This is a genomic window from Pseudomonas sp. BN414 (assembly GCF_029871275.1).
Taxonomy (GTDB): domain Bacteria; phylum Pseudomonadota; class Gammaproteobacteria; order Pseudomonadales; family Pseudomonadaceae; genus Metapseudomonas; species Metapseudomonas resinovorans_C.
On record NZ_SSOL01000079.1, the window covers coordinates 502,194 to 518,881 of the forward strand.

14 protein-coding genes are annotated in these 16,688 nt (G+C 64.3%); 5 read left to right on the plus strand and 9 right to left on the minus strand.

Annotation, left to right across the window (positions count from 1 at the left end; genetic code table 11):
- Positions 1-365 precede the first annotated feature (365 nt).
- Genes E8E95_RS30160 through E8E95_RS30185 form a run of 6 tightly spaced genes read right to left on the minus strand, consistent with a single transcriptional unit; the run spans position 366 to position 7,235 of the window.
- The gene (locus tag E8E95_RS30160) at positions 366-1,697 is read right to left on the minus strand and encodes a DUF58 domain-containing protein (RefSeq protein WP_280356084.1); all 1,332 of its coding nucleotides are present in this window, start codon (positions 1,695-1,697) and stop codon (positions 366-368) included.
- A complete protein-coding gene (locus E8E95_RS30165) occupies positions 1,694-2,719 on the minus strand; it encodes a MoxR family ATPase (protein ID WP_280356085.1) in 1,026 nt (341 codons plus the stop codon). The genes E8E95_RS30160 and E8E95_RS30165 overlap by 4 nt, the downstream gene beginning before the upstream one ends.
- Entirely contained in the window at positions 2,716-3,957 is a 1,242-nt protein-coding gene (locus E8E95_RS30170) for a DUF4350 domain-containing protein (protein ID WP_280356087.1), read from the minus strand. Before E8E95_RS30170 ends, E8E95_RS30165 begins: the two co-directional genes overlap by 4 nt.
- On the minus strand, positions 3,954-5,537 hold the full coding sequence (locus E8E95_RS30175; RefSeq protein WP_280356089.1) for a DUF4129 domain-containing protein: 1,584 nt from the start codon (positions 5,535-5,537) through the stop codon (positions 3,954-3,956). Before E8E95_RS30175 ends, E8E95_RS30170 begins: the two co-directional genes overlap by 4 nt.
- Positions 5,524-6,504, minus strand: coding sequence for a stage II sporulation protein M (locus E8E95_RS30180; RefSeq protein ID WP_280356091.1), 981 nt, complete (start codon positions 6,502-6,504; stop codon positions 5,524-5,526). Before E8E95_RS30180 ends, E8E95_RS30175 begins: the two co-directional genes overlap by 14 nt.
- Positions 6,501-7,235: an RDD family protein gene (locus tag E8E95_RS30185; protein ID WP_280356092.1), complete on the minus strand. Its 735-nt coding sequence runs from the start codon at positions 7,233-7,235 to the stop codon at positions 6,501-6,503. Before E8E95_RS30185 ends, E8E95_RS30180 begins: the two co-directional genes overlap by 4 nt.
- 318 nt (positions 7,236-7,553) lie before the next feature.
- Between E8E95_RS30185 and sbcB the strand changes: the two genes are divergently transcribed.
- Positions 7,554-8,984 carry an exodeoxyribonuclease I gene (gene sbcB, locus E8E95_RS30190; protein WP_280356093.1) on the plus strand — a complete coding sequence of 477 codons (1,431 nt, stop codon included), beginning with the start codon at positions 7,554-7,556 and terminating at the stop codon, positions 8,982-8,984.
- Between the two features lie 80 nt (positions 8,985-9,064).
- Here sbcB and mvaT read toward each other — a convergent pair whose 3' ends face one another.
- On the minus strand, positions 9,065-9,445 hold the full coding sequence (mvaT, locus tag E8E95_RS30195; protein ID WP_280356094.1) for a histone-like nucleoid-structuring protein MvaT: 381 nt from the start codon (positions 9,443-9,445) through the stop codon (positions 9,065-9,067).
- Between the two features lie 325 nt (positions 9,446-9,770).
- Here mvaT and purU point away from each other — a divergent pair, with 325 nt between their 5' ends.
- Genes purU through E8E95_RS30210 form a run of 3 tightly spaced genes read left to right on the plus strand, consistent with a single transcriptional unit; the run spans position 9,771 to position 11,280 of the window.
- A complete protein-coding gene (gene purU, locus E8E95_RS30200; protein WP_280356096.1) occupies positions 9,771-10,622 on the plus strand; it encodes a formyltetrahydrofolate deformylase in 852 nt (283 codons plus the stop codon).
- A gap of 48 nt (positions 10,623-10,670) precedes the next feature.
- Entirely contained in the window at positions 10,671-11,096 is a 426-nt protein-coding gene (locus tag E8E95_RS30205) for a CBS domain-containing protein (RefSeq protein WP_280356097.1), read from the plus strand.
- A gap of 10 nt (positions 11,097-11,106) precedes the next feature.
- Complete coding sequence (locus E8E95_RS30210) at positions 11,107-11,280, plus strand: hypothetical protein (RefSeq protein WP_280356098.1); 174 nt, start codon at positions 11,107-11,109, stop codon at positions 11,278-11,280.
- Positions 11,281-11,440: 160 nt separating this feature from the next.
- Here E8E95_RS30210 and E8E95_RS30215 read toward each other — a convergent pair whose 3' ends face one another.
- Positions 11,441-13,318, minus strand: a complete 1,878-nt coding sequence (locus E8E95_RS30215; RefSeq protein WP_280356099.1) for a methyl-accepting chemotaxis protein — start codon at positions 13,316-13,318, stop codon at positions 11,441-11,443.
- 124 nt (positions 13,319-13,442) lie between these two features.
- On the opposite strand from E8E95_RS30215, the gene E8E95_RS30220 reads away from it, so the two are divergent.
- Positions 13,443-14,936, plus strand: a complete 1,494-nt coding sequence (locus tag E8E95_RS30220) for a helicase HerA-like domain-containing protein (RefSeq protein WP_280356100.1) — start codon at positions 13,443-13,445, stop codon at positions 14,934-14,936.
- Positions 14,937-15,115: 179 nt separating this feature from the next.
- Here the strand turns inward: E8E95_RS30220 and E8E95_RS30225 are convergent, their stop codons facing one another.
- Entirely contained in the window at positions 15,116-16,588 is a 1,473-nt protein-coding gene (locus tag E8E95_RS30225) for an inorganic phosphate transporter (RefSeq protein WP_179061633.1), read from the minus strand.
- Positions 16,589-16,688 lie beyond the last annotated feature (100 nt).

The window sequence follows — 16,688 nt, forward strand, 5'->3', positions numbered from 1 at the left end:
ACGGGCCAGGTGCGCGGCGCTTTCGCGAATGAATTCGCTCCTACAGGAAAGTGCCAGGATCGACCCCGCGCGGACGGGGCTCTTGTAGGTTGGGCAGAGCGCAGCGAAGCCCAACGAGGTTGACCATGACTCCGCGTGTTGGGCTTCGCGTAGCTCTGCCACAACCTACGGCCGGATGCGCGGCCCTTTCGCGAATTAATTCGCTTCTACAGGAGAGTGCCAGGATCGACCCCGTGCGGACGGCTCTTGTAGGTTGGGCAGAGCGCAGCGAAGCCCAACGAGGTTGACCATGACTCCGCGTGTTGGGCTTCGCGTAGCTCTGCCACAACCTACGGGCCGGATGCGGCGCTGGGCCCACTCTCGAACTACAGCGCCCCTGCCTTCTTCCACGCCAGATAACGACTCACCAACTCCGGTCCCAGCTCACTGGGACGGGCGTCCAGCACCGGCACGCCGTGGGCCGCCAGGCGTTCATGCAGGCTGTTGCGGGCGTTCAGGTAGTCCACCGTACCGCAGTAGGCGAGGGCATCATCGAAGCCCCGGACGGGGGTTTGGCGCAGGCTGTCGAGGACTTCCTCACGCAAGCTGACCACCAGCAGGCGGTGTTGGCGGCCGAGTCGCTTCACGGCGTTGAACAGTTCGGCGTCGTCCTCGTCGCGCAGGTTGCTCACCAGGACCACCAGTGCGCGGCGGCGCTGGCGCGCCAGCAACGCGTCCGTGGCGGCGCTGTAGTCAGCCGGGCGCAGCGTACTGTCCAGGTCGTAGACGCCATTGAGCAGCACGTTCAACTGCGCCGGCCCCTTCACCGGCGCCACGAAACGATCGCGCTCGGCGGCGAAGGTGGACAGACCAACCGCATCGCCCTGGCGCAGCGCCACATAGCTGAGCAGCAGACTGGCGTTGAGGGCGTGGTCGAAGTGCGAGAGATCACCGTCCTGGCTGCGCATGCGCCGGCCGCAGTCGAGCAGGAAAACGATCTGCTGGTCACGCTCGTCCTGGTATTCGCGGGCGATGGGCGTGCGCTTGCGGGCCGTGGCCTTCCAGTCGATCTGGCGCAAGGTGTCGCCGTCGCGGAACTCTCGCAGCTGGTGGAATTCCAGGCCCAGGCCGCGGCGCGGGCGCTGGCGCACACCGAGCTGACTGAGCCAGTCGTCCACAGCCTTCAGTTGCGCGCCATAGAGGCGCGCGAAATCCGGGTAGACACGGGCTTCGCCGGGCAGGTCGAGTACGCGCTTGTGCCGCCAGAGGCCGAGCGGGCTGGGCAGCTGTATTTCGCAGGCAGGGAAGTGGAAATGGCCGCGCTTGAGTGGTCGCAGCCGATAGCCGAAGTCGGTGCGCTCCCCCGGGTGCAAGGCCACACGCTGGGGTAGCGACTCGAATTCCATGGCGGCTGGCACCTGGTCGAACAGGTCGATATCCAGGGAGCGGCCATAGCCGTGATGGAGGGTCAGTCGGACATCGCTCCAGCGGCCAAGTGCCAGGTTGCCGGGAAGCTTGCGCTCCAGCTGCGGTGACGGCAGGCGGCGCAGCCAGAGACCATCCACCAGGCCAAGCAGGATGAGGGCGCAGAGCAGCCCCCACCAGAGCAGGCCCAATTGGTCGGGCAGGCCGACGCCCAGCGCCGGCAGGGCGCCGAGGAGCAGGGCCAGGCCGAAGAGCGTGGCCACCAGCGCCAAGAGTGCGCGGGACGGCTTCATAGGCGCGGCGCCGGCACCTGGTCGAGGAGTTGCTGGAGCACCTGATCCACCGACAGGCCTTCGATATCCAGTTCCGGCGACAGGCGCACGCGGTGGCGCAGTACCGCCAGGGCGCAGCCCTTGATGTCGTCCGGGAGCACGAAGTCGCCGCCGCGCAACAGGGCGCGGGCGCGGCCGCCGCGCACCAGGGCAATGGAGGCGCGCGGACCGGCACCCATGGCCAGGCCCGGCCAGCTGCGGGTGGCGCGGGCCAGACGCACGGCATAGTCGAGCACCTGGTCGTCCACCGGCAGATCGCTGGCGATCTTCTGCAGGGCCATGACATCGCGGGCTTGCAGCAGCGTGCGCAGCGGTGCCACTTCGAGCATGTCGGCGCGAGGCGAGCGGGTGACCTGGCGCACCAGGCTGAGTTCTTCGTCGGCGGCTGGGTAGTCCATGCGCAGCTTGAGCATGAAACGGTCCAGCTCGGCTTCCGGCAGGGGATAGGTGCCTTCCTGCTCGATGGGGTTCTGCGTCGCCAGCACGAGGAAGGGTTGTGGCACCGGCAGGGCGCGGCCTTCGAGAGTGACCTGGCGCTCCTGCATCACTTCCAGTAGCGCGGCCTGGGTCTTGGCCGGGGCGCGGTTGATTTCGTCCGCCAGCAGCAGGTTGGTGAACACCGGGCCCTTGCGCAGCTTGAACTGCTCGCTCTGCATGTCATACACGGCATGGCCGGTGACGTCGCTGGGCATCAGGTCGGGGGTGAACTGGATGCGCGAGAACTCGCCGCCGAAACAGCGGGCCAGGGCGCGGACCAGCAGCGTCTTGCCGAGGCCCGGCACGCCTTCCACCAGCACGTGGCCACCCGCCAGCAACGCGGTGAGCACGTCGTCGATCACGGCGACCTGGCCGACCACGGCCTTCTGCAGTTCCACGCGCAACGCCTGGGCCAACTGGCTGGCGCGCTGGCGCTGGACGGCGGCCGAGGGGGCGGAAGCGCTGCCTGCTTCGGTTTGCGACGGGTCGGAAATCTGTTCGCTCATAACGCGTTCCTAAGGGTTTGCAGGTGGGCGACCTGGCGGGTGAAGTCGGTGGCGGTGAGCCGTTGCTTGGGCAGAGGCCGCATGGCCTGGCTGATGGCGCTGGGCGGGAGTCGGGTCAGGCGGCCCAGCACTTGCCACTGTTCGGCCACGGCGAGCCGTTCGAATCCGGGATGGCGATGGCGGGCGCGACGCTGGATATCACGTTGCAGGCCTTGCAGCAGGCTGGTCTGGCCGCTGCGGCGAAGCAGGAAGTCGGCGCTGCCGCGCAGGTGTTCTTCCAGTTGCCGGCGCGCGCGGCTGGCCGGTGCCTGCAGCGGCCCTTGGCGTTGGCCAATGTGCCAGAGCAACAGGACGATAAGCAGCGCCAGGGCCACCAGGGCCTCGGGGAAGTTTTGTCCGAGCAGCGTGGCCAGGCTGTCGCGCTCTGCGCGGTAAAGCAGGGTGACGGTGCTGTCCTGGGTGAGATACCAGAGCAGCCAGGCGTTGTCGTACTCGTCGATATCGCGGGTCTGCCAGATCCAGCCGTCGGTGAGTACGGTGACCAGGCCGTCGCCGTGGTCCAGCTGCAGCATGTGCGTGGCCTTGGCGCTATTGGCCCAGGCGTGGGCGCGGTTCTGGCTGTCGTAGAGGTGGAACTCGGGGTCGAAGCTGGCGTAGGCCGGCGCTTGTTCATTTTCCAGATAGAGCTTGGTCAGCTCCGGGAAGGGGTCTTCCTCGGCGGGCTCCTGTTCGTCCTGGGGAGATGCCGCGGCCTCGGCCTGCTCCTCGGTGCGAGTGTCGTCAGGCGTCTCGGGTTCAGGGCCCGTATCTTCTTTCAGGTCCTTGGCTTCGTGCTGCTGGATGCCCAGACGATCCGCCAACAGATCGCCGCTCTTGCCTTCGTCTTCGTCGTAGATTCGCTCGGCGATGAACAGCAGGTGCCCGCCCTTGCTCGTCCACTCCAGCAGGCGATCGGCCTGGCGTGGCGTCATGCGCGAGCGGCTGCCGAGCAGCACCAGGCTGTGACCGGCGCTGGGCAGGTTGTCGAGTACTTCCAGGCCGTCCGCCCGCGCCACTTGCAGGCCCTGCTTGCGCAGGAAGTGTTCGGCCGCGAGGTACGGATTGCCCAGTACTTCGGGCGCCGGGCCGTGCTCGACGGTGTCCTGATAGGGCTGCAAGCGCCCGCCGATCTGGATCGCCAGCAGACCTAGCAGCAGGGCCAGGCCGGCGCCAATGAGAAAGCGCAGGCGCGGTTTCATGTTGCGGCTCCGGCGGCGAACAGGCGACGCCAGCCATCGCAGAGACCCTGGCGCAGTTCGGCGGCGGGCAGGCGGTGACCGTAGGCGAGGTCCTGCCAGTGCCCGGTGAGCGCCTGGCTGAAACCTTCCAGCTCGGTGTTGTCCAGGCGGCGCACCAGTTGCAGCACTTCACCTTCGGTATGGGATTGCCTGAGTGGCAGGCGGAAGTCATGCAGCAGGCGGCTCAGCAGGGCGCGGTAGAGCAGGCCGAGGGCTTCGCGGGGATAGCTGGCCCAGAGGCGTTCGGCCTCCGTGGCGACATCGTCAGGCAGGCTCTCGGGTGCCAGCTCCAGTCCGAACAGCACTGAAGGCGCTTCACGGGTGCGGCGTTGGGGCAGCCCCAGGCGGCCGGCGAAGGTGTTGATCCAGTCGCGATAGCGCCAGAGCAGCAGCGCAACGAGGCTGATCAGCGCACCCCAGAGCAGCACCTTGATGACCAGGGCGAGGGTGTCCAGGCTCTTGGCGTACTCGGCCAGCTTGAACAGGTTGCGGATGAATTCGGCCCAGCCTTCGACGTCTTCTGGCTTGGGTTCCTTGTCAGCGGCTGCTTCGCCCAGGCGCCAGCGAGTGACGGTTTCCCGGTTCTGGAAGGGCGGGCCGTCCAGCAGGGCGCCGATATCTTCCTTCGCGGTCTTGCCGGTCAGCGACTGGTGGGTGAGGCGTTCGGCATCGGGACCTTCAAGGAAGGCCTGGGGCGCGAGGCAAAGGGCCGGCGTGTCGTCCGCCATGGCCGGTTGCGGCAGCTGGCTGAGCAGCAGGCCGAGCCCCAGCAGCAACGCATAGGCAGTGCCGGTCAGACGCTGACGCATGCGACGGAACTGGAGTTCGATGTCCCAGCCCTCCAGGGACGTGCGGCGGTTCAGGTACAGGGTGAAGCCGCAGGCGACATACACCGGTCCCCAGATCACCAGCACCAGGACGTAGAGGCTGTTGGACAGGTGCTCCAGCCAGATCCATTCGCCGGAGGCCATTTCCAGGAGCTTCTGCCAGTCCCAGTCGATCGCCACCTGCTGGGGCAGCATCAGGTAGAGCAGGGTGACGAGGCCGAACCAGAGGGCGGATTCCAGGTGGACGCCGATCACCGTGAGCCAGGTGGCACCACCCGCGTTGCGCTGCCCCAGCACGACCAGGCGCTGGCTTCGCGCCTGTCCGGAAAGGCCTTCCAGTTGGAGTACCGGCAGGTCGAAACTACGGGTAGTACTGAGACGCCGCCAGGTGAGGCTCGCGAGCAACTGCGGCTTCAGCAGTCGCGGATACGCGCGCAGTGCTTCGCCGAGGGTCGGCGTGTCGCCGAACAGGGCGCGGGAGAGGATGTACAGTGGCAGCCGCTCGTAGGCGGGCTTCAGCAGCCAGAAGAGGAAGACCGCCAGCCCCGGGTAGCTCCAGCAGACCAGCGTGAGCAGGGCGAACACCGGCAGGGTTACCAGTGCCCAGCTGGCCATCAGCAGACCGGCGTGACGGCGCGCCAGGAGCACGCCCAGGTCCATGGCTTCCCACGCGCTGCGTGGGCGGATCGCGACGCTGGCGTCAGTCAGGCGCATGAGTCCTCCTGCCCACCAGCCCGAAATAGAGTGCGACCAGCAGCCAGAGGCCCGCACCCACCCTGTACTTCACCTGAGGCGTCACCAGGGTCATCGACGACCAATAGGCCTCGACGAACGCTGCGATCACCAGCAGCAGTATCACGCCAGCGACCAGTTGCACGCTGCGTGCGCCGGCTAGGCGCAGCGCTTCGCCACGCGGCAAGCGGCCCGGAGCGAGCAGGGCCCAGCCCAGTTGCAACCCGGCAGCACCGGCGAAGGCGATGGCGGTGAGCTCGAATGCACCATGACCGATGACGAACGACCAGAAGGTTTCGCCGAAACCGACCTGGGTCAGGTGTCCAGCCACGGCGCCGATGTGCAGGCCGTTGAACAACAGGAAGAACAGGCTGCCAACGCCGAAGAGCAGGCCGCCGGCATAGGTCTGAAAAGCGATGCCGATGTTGTTCATGATGTAGTGGCCGAACATCATCCAGTCGTCGCCGGAGTCCCGCTCGCTCATGGGGCCGATACGCCGCGCATCCGGGTCGTACATGGACTCCATCGACGACACCTGCTCCGGATCCAGCACGCTGTAGACCAGGTCTGGCCAGTTGTGTACCAGCAGCCCCATCAACAGCAGGCTGCCGTAGAACAGCAGGCTGGCGGCGGCGATGCTGCGCCACTGGCTGCGCACGAGGCGCGGAAATCCAGCCAGGAGAAAGCCCAGCAGGCGCGCGCCGAGGTGGCTGCGGTGGCGGTAGAACTGCTGGTGGCCGCGCATGGCGAGCTGTTGCAGGTGCTCCACCAGGTGGCTGCTGTAGCCACGCTCCTGGGCCAGCGCCAGTTGCTGGCAGACCTGTCGGTAGTCGGCGGAGAAACTTTCGCAGGCACGGGCGTCCGCCTTGCCACGTTCGAGGCGGTCAAGCAGGTCGGAAAAAGCTTTCCAGTCTGCCTGGTGCTGGCGTTCGAAGAGATTCTGTTTCATGGCGAAGCCGATCCCAGCAGGCCCCGGGCGATGCCATTGATGCGCGCCTGGGCCTGTTCCGCCGATACGTTGAGCGGCGCGGCGAGGATGCCGGCGAGCTCGGCGCGTCGGGCAGGCGACAGGTCGGACTGGCGTTCGGCGAAGCCCAGCAGGGCACGCTGGTCGGCGAGGGTCAGGTCGAATGGCGCGCGCTCGGGCGCGGCCTCCGGCAGTTCGGGACGTTGGGTCTGCTCGTCGCGATAAACCACCAGGCTGCCAGCGGCAATGTCGCCCAGGCGCTTGAAGGTCGGGTGCAGGAGGCAGCTGAGGGCGCCCAGGGTGTAGGCGAAGGGCAACAGGTCGACGAAGCGCAACAGGTTGCGCACTAGCGAGGCCGACCAGCCGACGGGGGTGCCATCGTCATGCACGACCCGCAGGCCCATGACCTGCTTACCGGGAGAGCGGCCCTGGTTGAGCACTTCGAACAGCACCATGTACCACCAGTTGAGCAGGAACATGAGGATCAGGCCGAGACCGAAACCGAGCTGGCCGAGGAGGGCCAGGGCGATGAACAGCACCAGCATGATAGCGCCGCGAATGGCCAGGTCGATGGCATAGGCAAGGGCGCGTGGCAGCAGGCCAGCCGGTCGCAGGACCAGGTCGATGCCTTCCGGTGTTTCCACCTGGTAGCGGGTGTCCAGCGGTTGGGCCTGGGAATCGACAGGTGGGGAGCTGGCTCGGATTGCGGGCATCGGCTGGGCGCCAAGGGGAAAGCCCGATGCTAGCGAGCGGCCGGTATCCAGGCAACCTGGCGGCGAGGACTCAGCCCGCATGCTGTGAAAGATTTGGAGTTTTCGACAGGGCGTATGGCGCGCGGGTGCGTGCGCGAAGCGCGAAAGGCACGGGCATGGGGCAGTCCTTGGCGGGGCGGTCGTCCAGTGGCGGCGATTCTAGGCACGCCGGAAACCACCCAGCAAGGCGGAGAATGGCGAAGTTTCCCCGTCTGTTCAGCGCCGTTGCCGCCTACGCGCCGGTGATAGACTGCCCAGCTCACGAAAAAGGGGGACGCCGTGACATCCAGCATTTTCTGGCACGACTACGAAACCACCGGCATCAACCCGCGCTGCGACCGCCCGCTGCAGGTGGCCGGCATTCGGACCGACGAGGCGCTCAACGAAATCGGCGAGCCGATCAACCTCTACTGCAAGCCCAGCGACGACATCCTGCCCCACCCGGCCGCCTGCCTGGTCACCGGCATCCTGCCCAGTACCCTCGAGGCAAAAGGATTGGGTGAAGCCGAATTCATGCATCGGGTGCATGCCGAGCTCGCACTGCCGGGCACCTGTGGCGCCGGCTACAACACCCTGCGCTTCGATGATGAAGTCACCCGCTACAGCCTCTATCGAAACTTCCATGACCCCTATGCCCGCGAATGGCAGGGCGGAAATAGCCGCTGGGACCTGATCGACCTGGTGCGCACCGCTTATGCGCTGCGGCCGGAGGGCATCGAGTGGCCGCAACAGGACGGGCGCGTCAGTTTGCGCCTGGAGCTGCTGACCGCGGCCAACGGCATCGACCATGGCCAGGCCCACGATGCGCTTTCCGACGTCCGCGCGACCATCGCCCTGGCGCGCCTGCTGCGCGAGCGTCAACCGAAGCTGTTCGACTATCTCTATCAGCTGCGTACCAAGCACAAGGTCCAGGAGCAGGTGCGCCTGCTGCAACCTCTGGTGCACATTTCTGGGCGTTTCTCCGGTGAACGTCATTACCTGGCGGTGGTGCTACCCCTTGCCTGGCATCCGCGCAATCGCAACGCGCTGATCGTGCTGGACCTGCAGTCGGAGCCGGGCCCGCTGCTCGAACTGGATGCGGAAGTCCTGCGCCAGCGCCTCTATACCCGGCGCGATGACCTGGCTGAAGGTGAGCTGCCGGTGCCGCTGAAGTTGCTGCATATCAATCGGTGTCCGGTAGTCGCGCCCCTTGGGGTGCTGCGCGAAGCTGACCGGCAGCGCCTCGGCGTCGATCTGGAACTCTGCCAGCGTCGTGCCGAGCTGGTCGCCGCGCAGGCCGCCATCTGGCAAGAGAAGTTGCCGGTTATTTACGCGGAAGAAGAATTCGCGTCGGCGGATGATCCGGAGCAGCAGTTGTATGACGGATTCCTCGGTGACCGGGATCGTAGACTGTGCGAACAAGTGCGACGCGCCGACCCGCAACGATTGTCCCGCGAGAAATGGCCGTTCGACGACCCGCGCTTGCCGGAGTTGCTGTTCCGTTACCGTGCAAGAAACTTCCCTGAAACTTTGTCGGATTCCGACCGCACGCGATGGGAGGCATTTTGCAGGAATCGGCTGAATAGCCCGGAATACGGGGCGCCTAATACCCTGGAGAGTTTTTTCAAGGCACTGGATGAGTTCCAGCTCAATGCCGAGCCCGCACAACAGGCGGTGTTGCTGGAGTGGCGTCGATATGCCACGGAACTGCGGCATCGCTATCAGTTGTGAAAATACCCCGGGTAATTCCGGGGTTTACTCGCGCCAATAAAAAACGCCAGCAGATGCTGGCGTTCTTTATTGCCGAAGGCTTAGCCCAGGATGGTGGCCCAGCTTTCAACGGCGTCGGCGCCCCACTTGGCTTTCCACTCTTTAAGAGTCTTGTGGTTGCCGCCTTTGGTTTCGATGACTTCACCGGTGTTCGGGTTCTTGTACTGCTTGACCTTGCGGGCGCGCTTGCTGCCGCTACCAGCGGCTTTGGCGGCGCGGGGCGCCTTGGCGGAGCGGGCATCGGGGTCGAGCAGGGCAATGATGTCGCGCAGGGATTTCTGATATTCGCCCATCAGAGTGCGCAGTTTGCCTTCGAACTCAAGTTCTTTTTTCAGCTTGTCGTCCTGGGACAGGTTCTTCAGGCGCTCCTGGAGCTCCTTGATGGCTTCTTCCGTTGCCCGGTATTCGTTGATCAGCGACATGTCGGCGTCCCTTGTTGGAATCGTACGTTGACTTGCGATTGCGAAGTGTCATCAATAATAGACAGCGATTATCTGCAAGTAAATAAGCAGGAAAACTTTTGTACGCATTGTCGGTGACTTCTTCTTTCATACTAGTCCGCTGGTCGTTCAAGTGCGTAATTGCGCTTCGTACACTCGCTATATCGATGTCGGCTTTCGCCCCTTAGTTGTGCCTTGGGTTTTCTTCCCGATGGCGGGCAATCCGCTGCAAGCCACGTGGTTACTGAAGTTTTTGTGCGTACTGGCTAGAATGGCCGCCTTCGTGAAGTCTCTGGAGTGTTCCCAAATGCGCACATTTCGTCTGGTGATTGCCTGTCCGGACGGCGTCGGCATCGTAGCCAAGGTCAGTAACTTCCTGGCTACCTACAACGGCTGGATTACCGAGGCCAGCCATCATTCGGATAATCAGAGCGGCTGGTTCTTCATGCGCCATGAAATCCGTGCCGATTCCCTGCCTTTCGATCTGGATGGTTTCCGCCAGGCGTTCGCGCCCATCGCCCGTGAGTTCGCCATGGACTGGCGGGTGACCGACTCCGAGGTGAAGAAGCGCGTCGTACTGATGGCCAGTCGCGAGTCCCACTGCCTGGCCGACCTGCTGCACCGCTGGCACAGCGGCGAACTGGATTGCGAGATCCCCTGCGTGATCGCCAACCACGACGACCTGCGCAGCATGGTGGAATGGCACGGTATCCCTTACTTCCACGTGCCGGTGGATCCGAAGAACAAGCAGCCGGCCTTCGATGAGGTTTCGCGCCTGGTGGAAGAGCACAACGCCGATACCGTCGTGCTTGCCCGCTATATGCAGATCCTTCCGCCGGAACTCTGCCAGCGCTACGCCCACCAGGTGATCAACATCCATCACAGCTTCCTGCCGTCCTTCGTGGGCGCCAAGCCTTACCACCAGGCATCGCTGCGGGGCGTGAAGCTGATCGGCGCCACCTGCCACTACGTCACCGAAGAGCTGGACGCCGGTCCGATCATCGAGCAGGACGTGGTGCGCGTGACCCATCGCGACAGCGTCGACGACATGGTTCGCTTCGGCAAGGACGTGGAAAAGATGGTGTTGTCCCGTGGGCTACGCTATCACCTTGAAGACCGGGTGCTGGTGCACGACAACAAGACCGTCGTGTTCAACTGACGAGCTTGGTGGGCATCCACTCCGGCCAACCGGCAGAGGAGCCCGCCCATGCTCAAGTCGATCAAGGTGCGCGACTGCATGACGCGCCACCTGGTGACCTTCAGGTCCGACACCGATCTTCTCCTCGCCATCGAGCGGCTGCTGGAGCACCGGATTTCCGGTGCTCCCGTGGTGGACTCCCAGGGCCATCTGATCGGCATGCTTTCGGAAGGCGACTGCTTGGGCGGCATTCTTTCCGGCGCCCATTGCGAGGCTGCGATTGGCAGTGTCGGCGGATGCATGTCGACCCAGCTGGAGACCGTCTCCCCCGAAGCTGACATCATCGACATCTGCCAGCGTTTCCTGCGCGACAAGCGTCAGCGCTTCCCGGTAGTCGAAGAGGGCGTGCTGATCGGCCAAATCAGTCGACGCGATGTGTTGCTTGCCGTGAAAGGTTTTGCCCGGCATGACGCTGAACAACCCCCGGAAGTCTGAGGATTGCCCCATGGCTGACCCACTTGACCGAGCCACCTCCAACCCGCCGCCCACCCTTGGCGAAGGCTGCGTACGACGCTATGACCCCGATGAGCTGAGCGAGGAGAACGGCACCGAGTTCCCCGGCGCGGCGGAGTTGTGGCGAAAGACGCAGGAAGAGGAAGAAACGAAGAAGGCGCCCTAGGGCGCCTTTCTTGTTTGTGGCTCTGCTGCGGGTTGGTTTCCCTCTCCCCAACCCTCTCCCTGAAGGGAGAGGGAGTAGATCGTGCAGGCTTGCGACGAATTGCCAGGCGCGAGTCACCCCTCTCCACTTCAGGGAGAGGGGCCGGGGGAGAGGGTAGCCGTCAGATCCGGAAGCTGCCCACCAACTGCTGCAGGCGCGCGGCCTGCTGGTCCAGGTCGGCACAGGCGCGCAGGGTTGCCTGGAGGTTTTCCACGCCTTCCTGGTTGAGGGTGTTGATCTCGGTGATGTCCATGTTCAGCGAGTCGACCACGGCGGTCTGTTCCTCGGTGGCGGTGGCCACCGACTGGTTCATGCCGTCGATCTCGCCGATGCGGTGAGTCACGCTGCCCAGGCGCTCGCCGGCCTGGTTGGCGATTTCCACACTCTGCTCGCTGTAGCGCTGGCTCTCGGTCATGGTCGTGACCGCCTCGCGGGCGCCGACCTGCAGCTCCTCGATCATCTGCTGGATTTCCTGCGCCGACTCCTGGGTGCGGTGGGCCAGGTTGCGTACCTCATCGGCCACCACGGCGAAACCACGGCCGGCTTCCCCGGCGCGGGCGGCTTCGATGGCGGCGTTGAGCGCCAGCAGGTTGGTCTGTTCAGAGATGCCTTTGATCACTTCGAGGATCTGGCCGATGTTCACCGTCTTGCTGTTCAGCGTCTCGATGTTGCCGCAGGAGGCGCGGATCTTCCCGGACAGCTCGTTCATCGCGGAGATGGTGCGTTCCACCACCTGGCGGCCATCCTCGGCCAGGGTGCGCGCGGAAGACGCCTGGTTCGAGGCGTCGGCGGCGTTGCGGGCGATTTCCTGGGCCGCGGCGCCGAGTTCGTTGATCGCGGCGGCGACGCTGTTGGTGCGGTTGGCCTGCTCGTCGGAGTTGCTCATGGACGAGTTGGAGGCGTTGAGCACCAGTTTGGCGACCTGATTGACCTGATTAGTGGCCGAAGACACTTCGCGGATCGAACTGTGGATACGCTCGAGGAAACGGTTGAAGGCGCTGGCCAGCTCGCCGAACTCATCCTGGGTGTGGATCGCCAGGCGGCGAGTCAGGTCGCCTTCACCCTGGGCGATGTCCTGCATGGCGCGACCCATGATGTGCAGAGGCTGCATCAGCACGCGGATCAGCATGCCGAGCAGGATCATGATGATCACCACGGCGATCACGGTGGCGATGATGGCCGACGCGCGGAACTCATTGAGCATGCTGTAGGCCTTGTCCTTGTCCACCGATACGCCGATGTACCAGTTCACCGAGGGCAGTCCTTTAACCGGGGCGAAGGTGAGGATGCGCGTGGTGCCGTCCACTTCGACTTCGCTGAAGCCGGTGCTGATGGCGGGCGTGTTCTGCGGATAGATGTCCCGCAGGCTCTTCATCACCAGGTCCTTGTTCGGATGCACCAGGACCTTGCCGTCGGCGCTGACCAGGAAGGCGTAGCCCATGCCGTCGAAGTCCAGCGCATTGATGATCTGCACCAGTGTCTGCAGGCTCAGGTCGCCGCCCGCGACGCCGAGGGACTGCACCGGCGTGGCAATGGTCATGATCAACTGGCCGGTTGCCGCATCCACGTAGGGTTCGGTGAGCGTGGTGCCGCCGGCACTCTTGGCGCCCTGGTACCAGGGGCGGGTGCGCGGATCGTAGCCATCGGGCATCGCGCTATTCGGGCGCATGGTGAATTGCCCGTCTTGCGTGCCGAAGTAGGTGAACGCGAAAGTCGAGCTCAGTGCCCGCTGTTGCAGCAGTGCAGGTACGGCATCGGCTGAAGGGTTGGCTGCAAGGGATTCGGCCACACTTTCCACCAGCAGAATTCGGCCCGAAAGCCAGTTCTGGATATTGCTGGCGGTGACATCGCCCATTTCCTGCAGATAGTTTTCCAGATCGTCTCGGAGCGCATTCCTTTGCAAGTAATCGTTGTACAGGGTGAACAGCGAGAAGGCTGCAATGACCACCAGCGAGGCGGCGAGCAGAATCTTGTGGCTGAACCTGAGGTTTTTGATCATGTTTGCTTGCGTCCGGTTGGGTCAGGCACCAGTCTTCATGGCACGTGAGTGCTGAAAAACTGAGTAGAAACGTCGGTTTATATATCGGCGGGAATCAATGAAAGCTTTAACCGAGGAAGGCGAAATGCCCGATCAAAACTCCCTGATTCTCGGCGCTGACCCCCAGGGCACTGCCGTCTCCCAGGCCATGAAGCTGGCCAATCGCCATGGTCTTATCGCTGGCGCGACCGGCACCGGCAAAACAGTGACCCTGCAGCGCCTGGCCGAAGTCTTCAGCGATGCCGGTGTGGCGGTGTTCGCGGCGGATATCAAAGGCGATCTCTGCGGCCTTGGCGCCATGGGCAATCCCCAGGGCAAGGTGGCCGAGCGCATCGCTTCCATGCCCTGGCTTGGTCATCGGCCGCAGGCTTACCCGGTAACCCTGTGGGATGTCGCCGGGCACTCTGGCCATCCGCTGCGCACCACCCTCAGCGAGATGGGCCCGTTACTACTGGGCAACCTGCTGGAGCTGACCGACAGCCAGCAGGCCGCGCTTTATGCCGCCTTCCAGGTCGCCGACCGCGAAGGCCTGCTGTTGCTCGACCTGAAGGACCTCAAGGCGCTGCTCAACCATCTCAAGGATCACCCGGAACTGCTGGGGGAGGACCGTGCCCTGTTCGCTGGCGCCTCCGCCCAGGCCCTCCTGCGACGCCTGGCCACCCTGGAGCAGCAGGGTGCCGAGGCGCTGTTCGGCGAGCCGGCACTGCAGTTGGAGGACATTCTCCAGCCGGACCGCGACGGCCGTGGGCGCATCCATCTACTGGACGCCAGTCGGCTCGTCCACGAGGCGCCCAAGGTCTATGCCACCTTCCTGCTCTGGCTGCTGGCCGAACTCTTCGAGCAATTGCCTGAGCGTGGCGATGCGGACAAGCCGGTGCTGGCGCTGTTCTTCGATGAGGCGCATCTGCTCTTCGCCGGTACCCCGAAGGCCCTGCAGGAGCGCCTGGAGCAGGTGGTGCGACTGATTCGCTCCAAGGGTGTTGGCGTGTACTTCGTCACTCAATCCCCCAGCGACCTGCCGGATGACGTATTGGCGCAGCTCGGCTTGCGCATCCAGCATGGCCTGCGCGCTTTCACCGCCAAGGAACAGAAGTCGCTGCGCGCAGTGGCCGATGGTTTCCGCCCGAATCCCGCGTTCGACTCATTGAGCGTGCTCACTGAACTGGGCATCGGCGAGGCGTTGGTGGGGACGCTGGAAGAGAAGGGCACCCCGGCCATGGTCCAGCGCGTAGCCATCGCACCGCCTCAGTCACGAATCGGCCCACTGAATGACAGCGAACGCGCCGCGCTGGTGCGAAGCTCGCCACAGGCCGGGCGTTACGACAAGCCGATCGATCGCGAATCCGCCTATGAAATGCTCACCGCCCGTGCCGCCCAGGCACCCGCCGAAGAGCCGGCGCAGAAGGGCGGCAAGGCGCAGGCCAGCCCACCTGGCATGGGAGATCTTGCCGGTGAGTTACTGGGCTCCTTCGCCAGTCAGGCGATGAAGACCGCGGTGCGCCAGGCGGCCAACCAGCTCGGCCGGCAACTGGTGCGCGGCCTGATGGGATCGTTGTTGGGTGGTAGCAAGCGCCGTTGAGGTGTGCGGTTGCCTTTGTGGGGTCGATTTCAATCGACATGCAGGCCGAAGGTCTGCCCTGCGATTCACTTGGGGGCAGCTTCGCCGCCCTTGGCGAATGAATTCGCCCCTACAGAAGCGCAGCGATTTACAGAACGAAAAAGGGCGCCACAAGGCGCCCTTTTTCATGCTCGTCCGAATCAGACGATGAAGGTGATGGCCAGCCAGAAGAGGGCGGCGGACAACACGATCGTGGTCGGCAGGGTGAGCACCCAGGCCATCAGGATGTTGCGCACGGTGCCACCTTGCAGGCCGCTCTTGTTGGCGACCATGGTGCCGGCGACGCCGGAGGACAGCACGTGGGTGGTAGACACCGGCAGGCTGTAGACGTTGGCGAGGCCAATGGCGCAGGCCGCGGTGATCTGCGCGCTCATGCCCTGTGCGTAGGTCATGCCGTGCTTGCCGATCTTCTCTCCGACGGTCCGTACCACGCGCTTCCAACCCACCATGGTGCCGATGCCAAGGGCCAGGGCCACGGCCAGGATCACCCAGAACGGTGCGTATTCGGTGGTGGCGGTCAGGTCCTTGCGCAGCTTCTCCAGGTCGGCCTTTTCGCGGGCCGGCAGTTCGGAGAGCTTGCCTACCTTCTTCGCGGTGTCGTCCAGGCAGAGCAGGTAGCGGCGGACTTCCACGCGGGTTTCGTCACTCAGGTCACGGTAGTTGGCCACGCCGTTGAGGCTGTTGAGCAGGGCGGCGATGGTCGGCTCGGTCTGCTTGGGATCGCAGCGATAAAGCTGCGGCATCTCGCTGCCATTGCTTTTGCCCAGCGCCAGCATCTCGCCGAGGGTGTCGGTATGACGCTGGTAGAACTGGCTCAGGTGGGTCGCCGCGTCGCGGGTACGCTCGATCTGGTAGGTGGTGCTGTTCAGGTCCAGGACGAACTTGGCCGGCACGATACCGATCAGCACCAGCATGATCAGGCCGATGCCTTTCTGGCCGTCGTTGGAACCGTGCACGAAGCTCACGGCCATGGCGGAAAGTACCAGCACCAGGCGGTTCCAGAAGGGCGGGTGCTTCTTCTCGTCCAGTTCTTTACGGGTTTCCGGCGTCTTGTGCATCTTCGACAGCGGATACAGCCACTTCAGGCTGAGCAGCACCAGGGCAGCGACCAGGAAACCGGCTGCCGGCGAGAAGATCAGCGACAGGCCGATATCGATGGCCTTGCCCCAGTTCACGCCTTCGGCAAGCGGAACTTCGGTCAGAACGGCGTTGGCCAGGCCGACACCGAGGATCGAACCGATCAGGGTGTGGGAGCTGGAAGCCGGAATACCGAAGTACCAGGTGCCCAGGTTCCAGGCGATGGCCGCGGTGAGCAGGCTGAACACCATGGCCAGGCCATGGCCGGTATTGACATTGATCAGCAGTTCCACGGGCAGCAGGTGGACGATGGCATAGGCCACGCCAACGCCGCCCAGCAACACACCGAGGAAGTTGAAGACTCCCGAAAGGAACACCGCCCGGTAGGGCGACATGGCCTTGGTGTAGATGACTGTGGCCACCGCGTTGGCGGTGTCATGGAAACCGTTGATGAACTCGAAGGTCAGGACGAATGCCAGGGCGAGACAGAGGCTCAGCACCAGCCAGGCATCTAGCCCGCTGAAGAGATCGAACATGAAAGTTTTGTGACTGAGGTCATGAAGGGGCCGCGATTATGCCAGAAAACCGGTCGTCGCCCAGTCCCTGACGCCGAGCGGCTTCCAACGTTCCCTACTG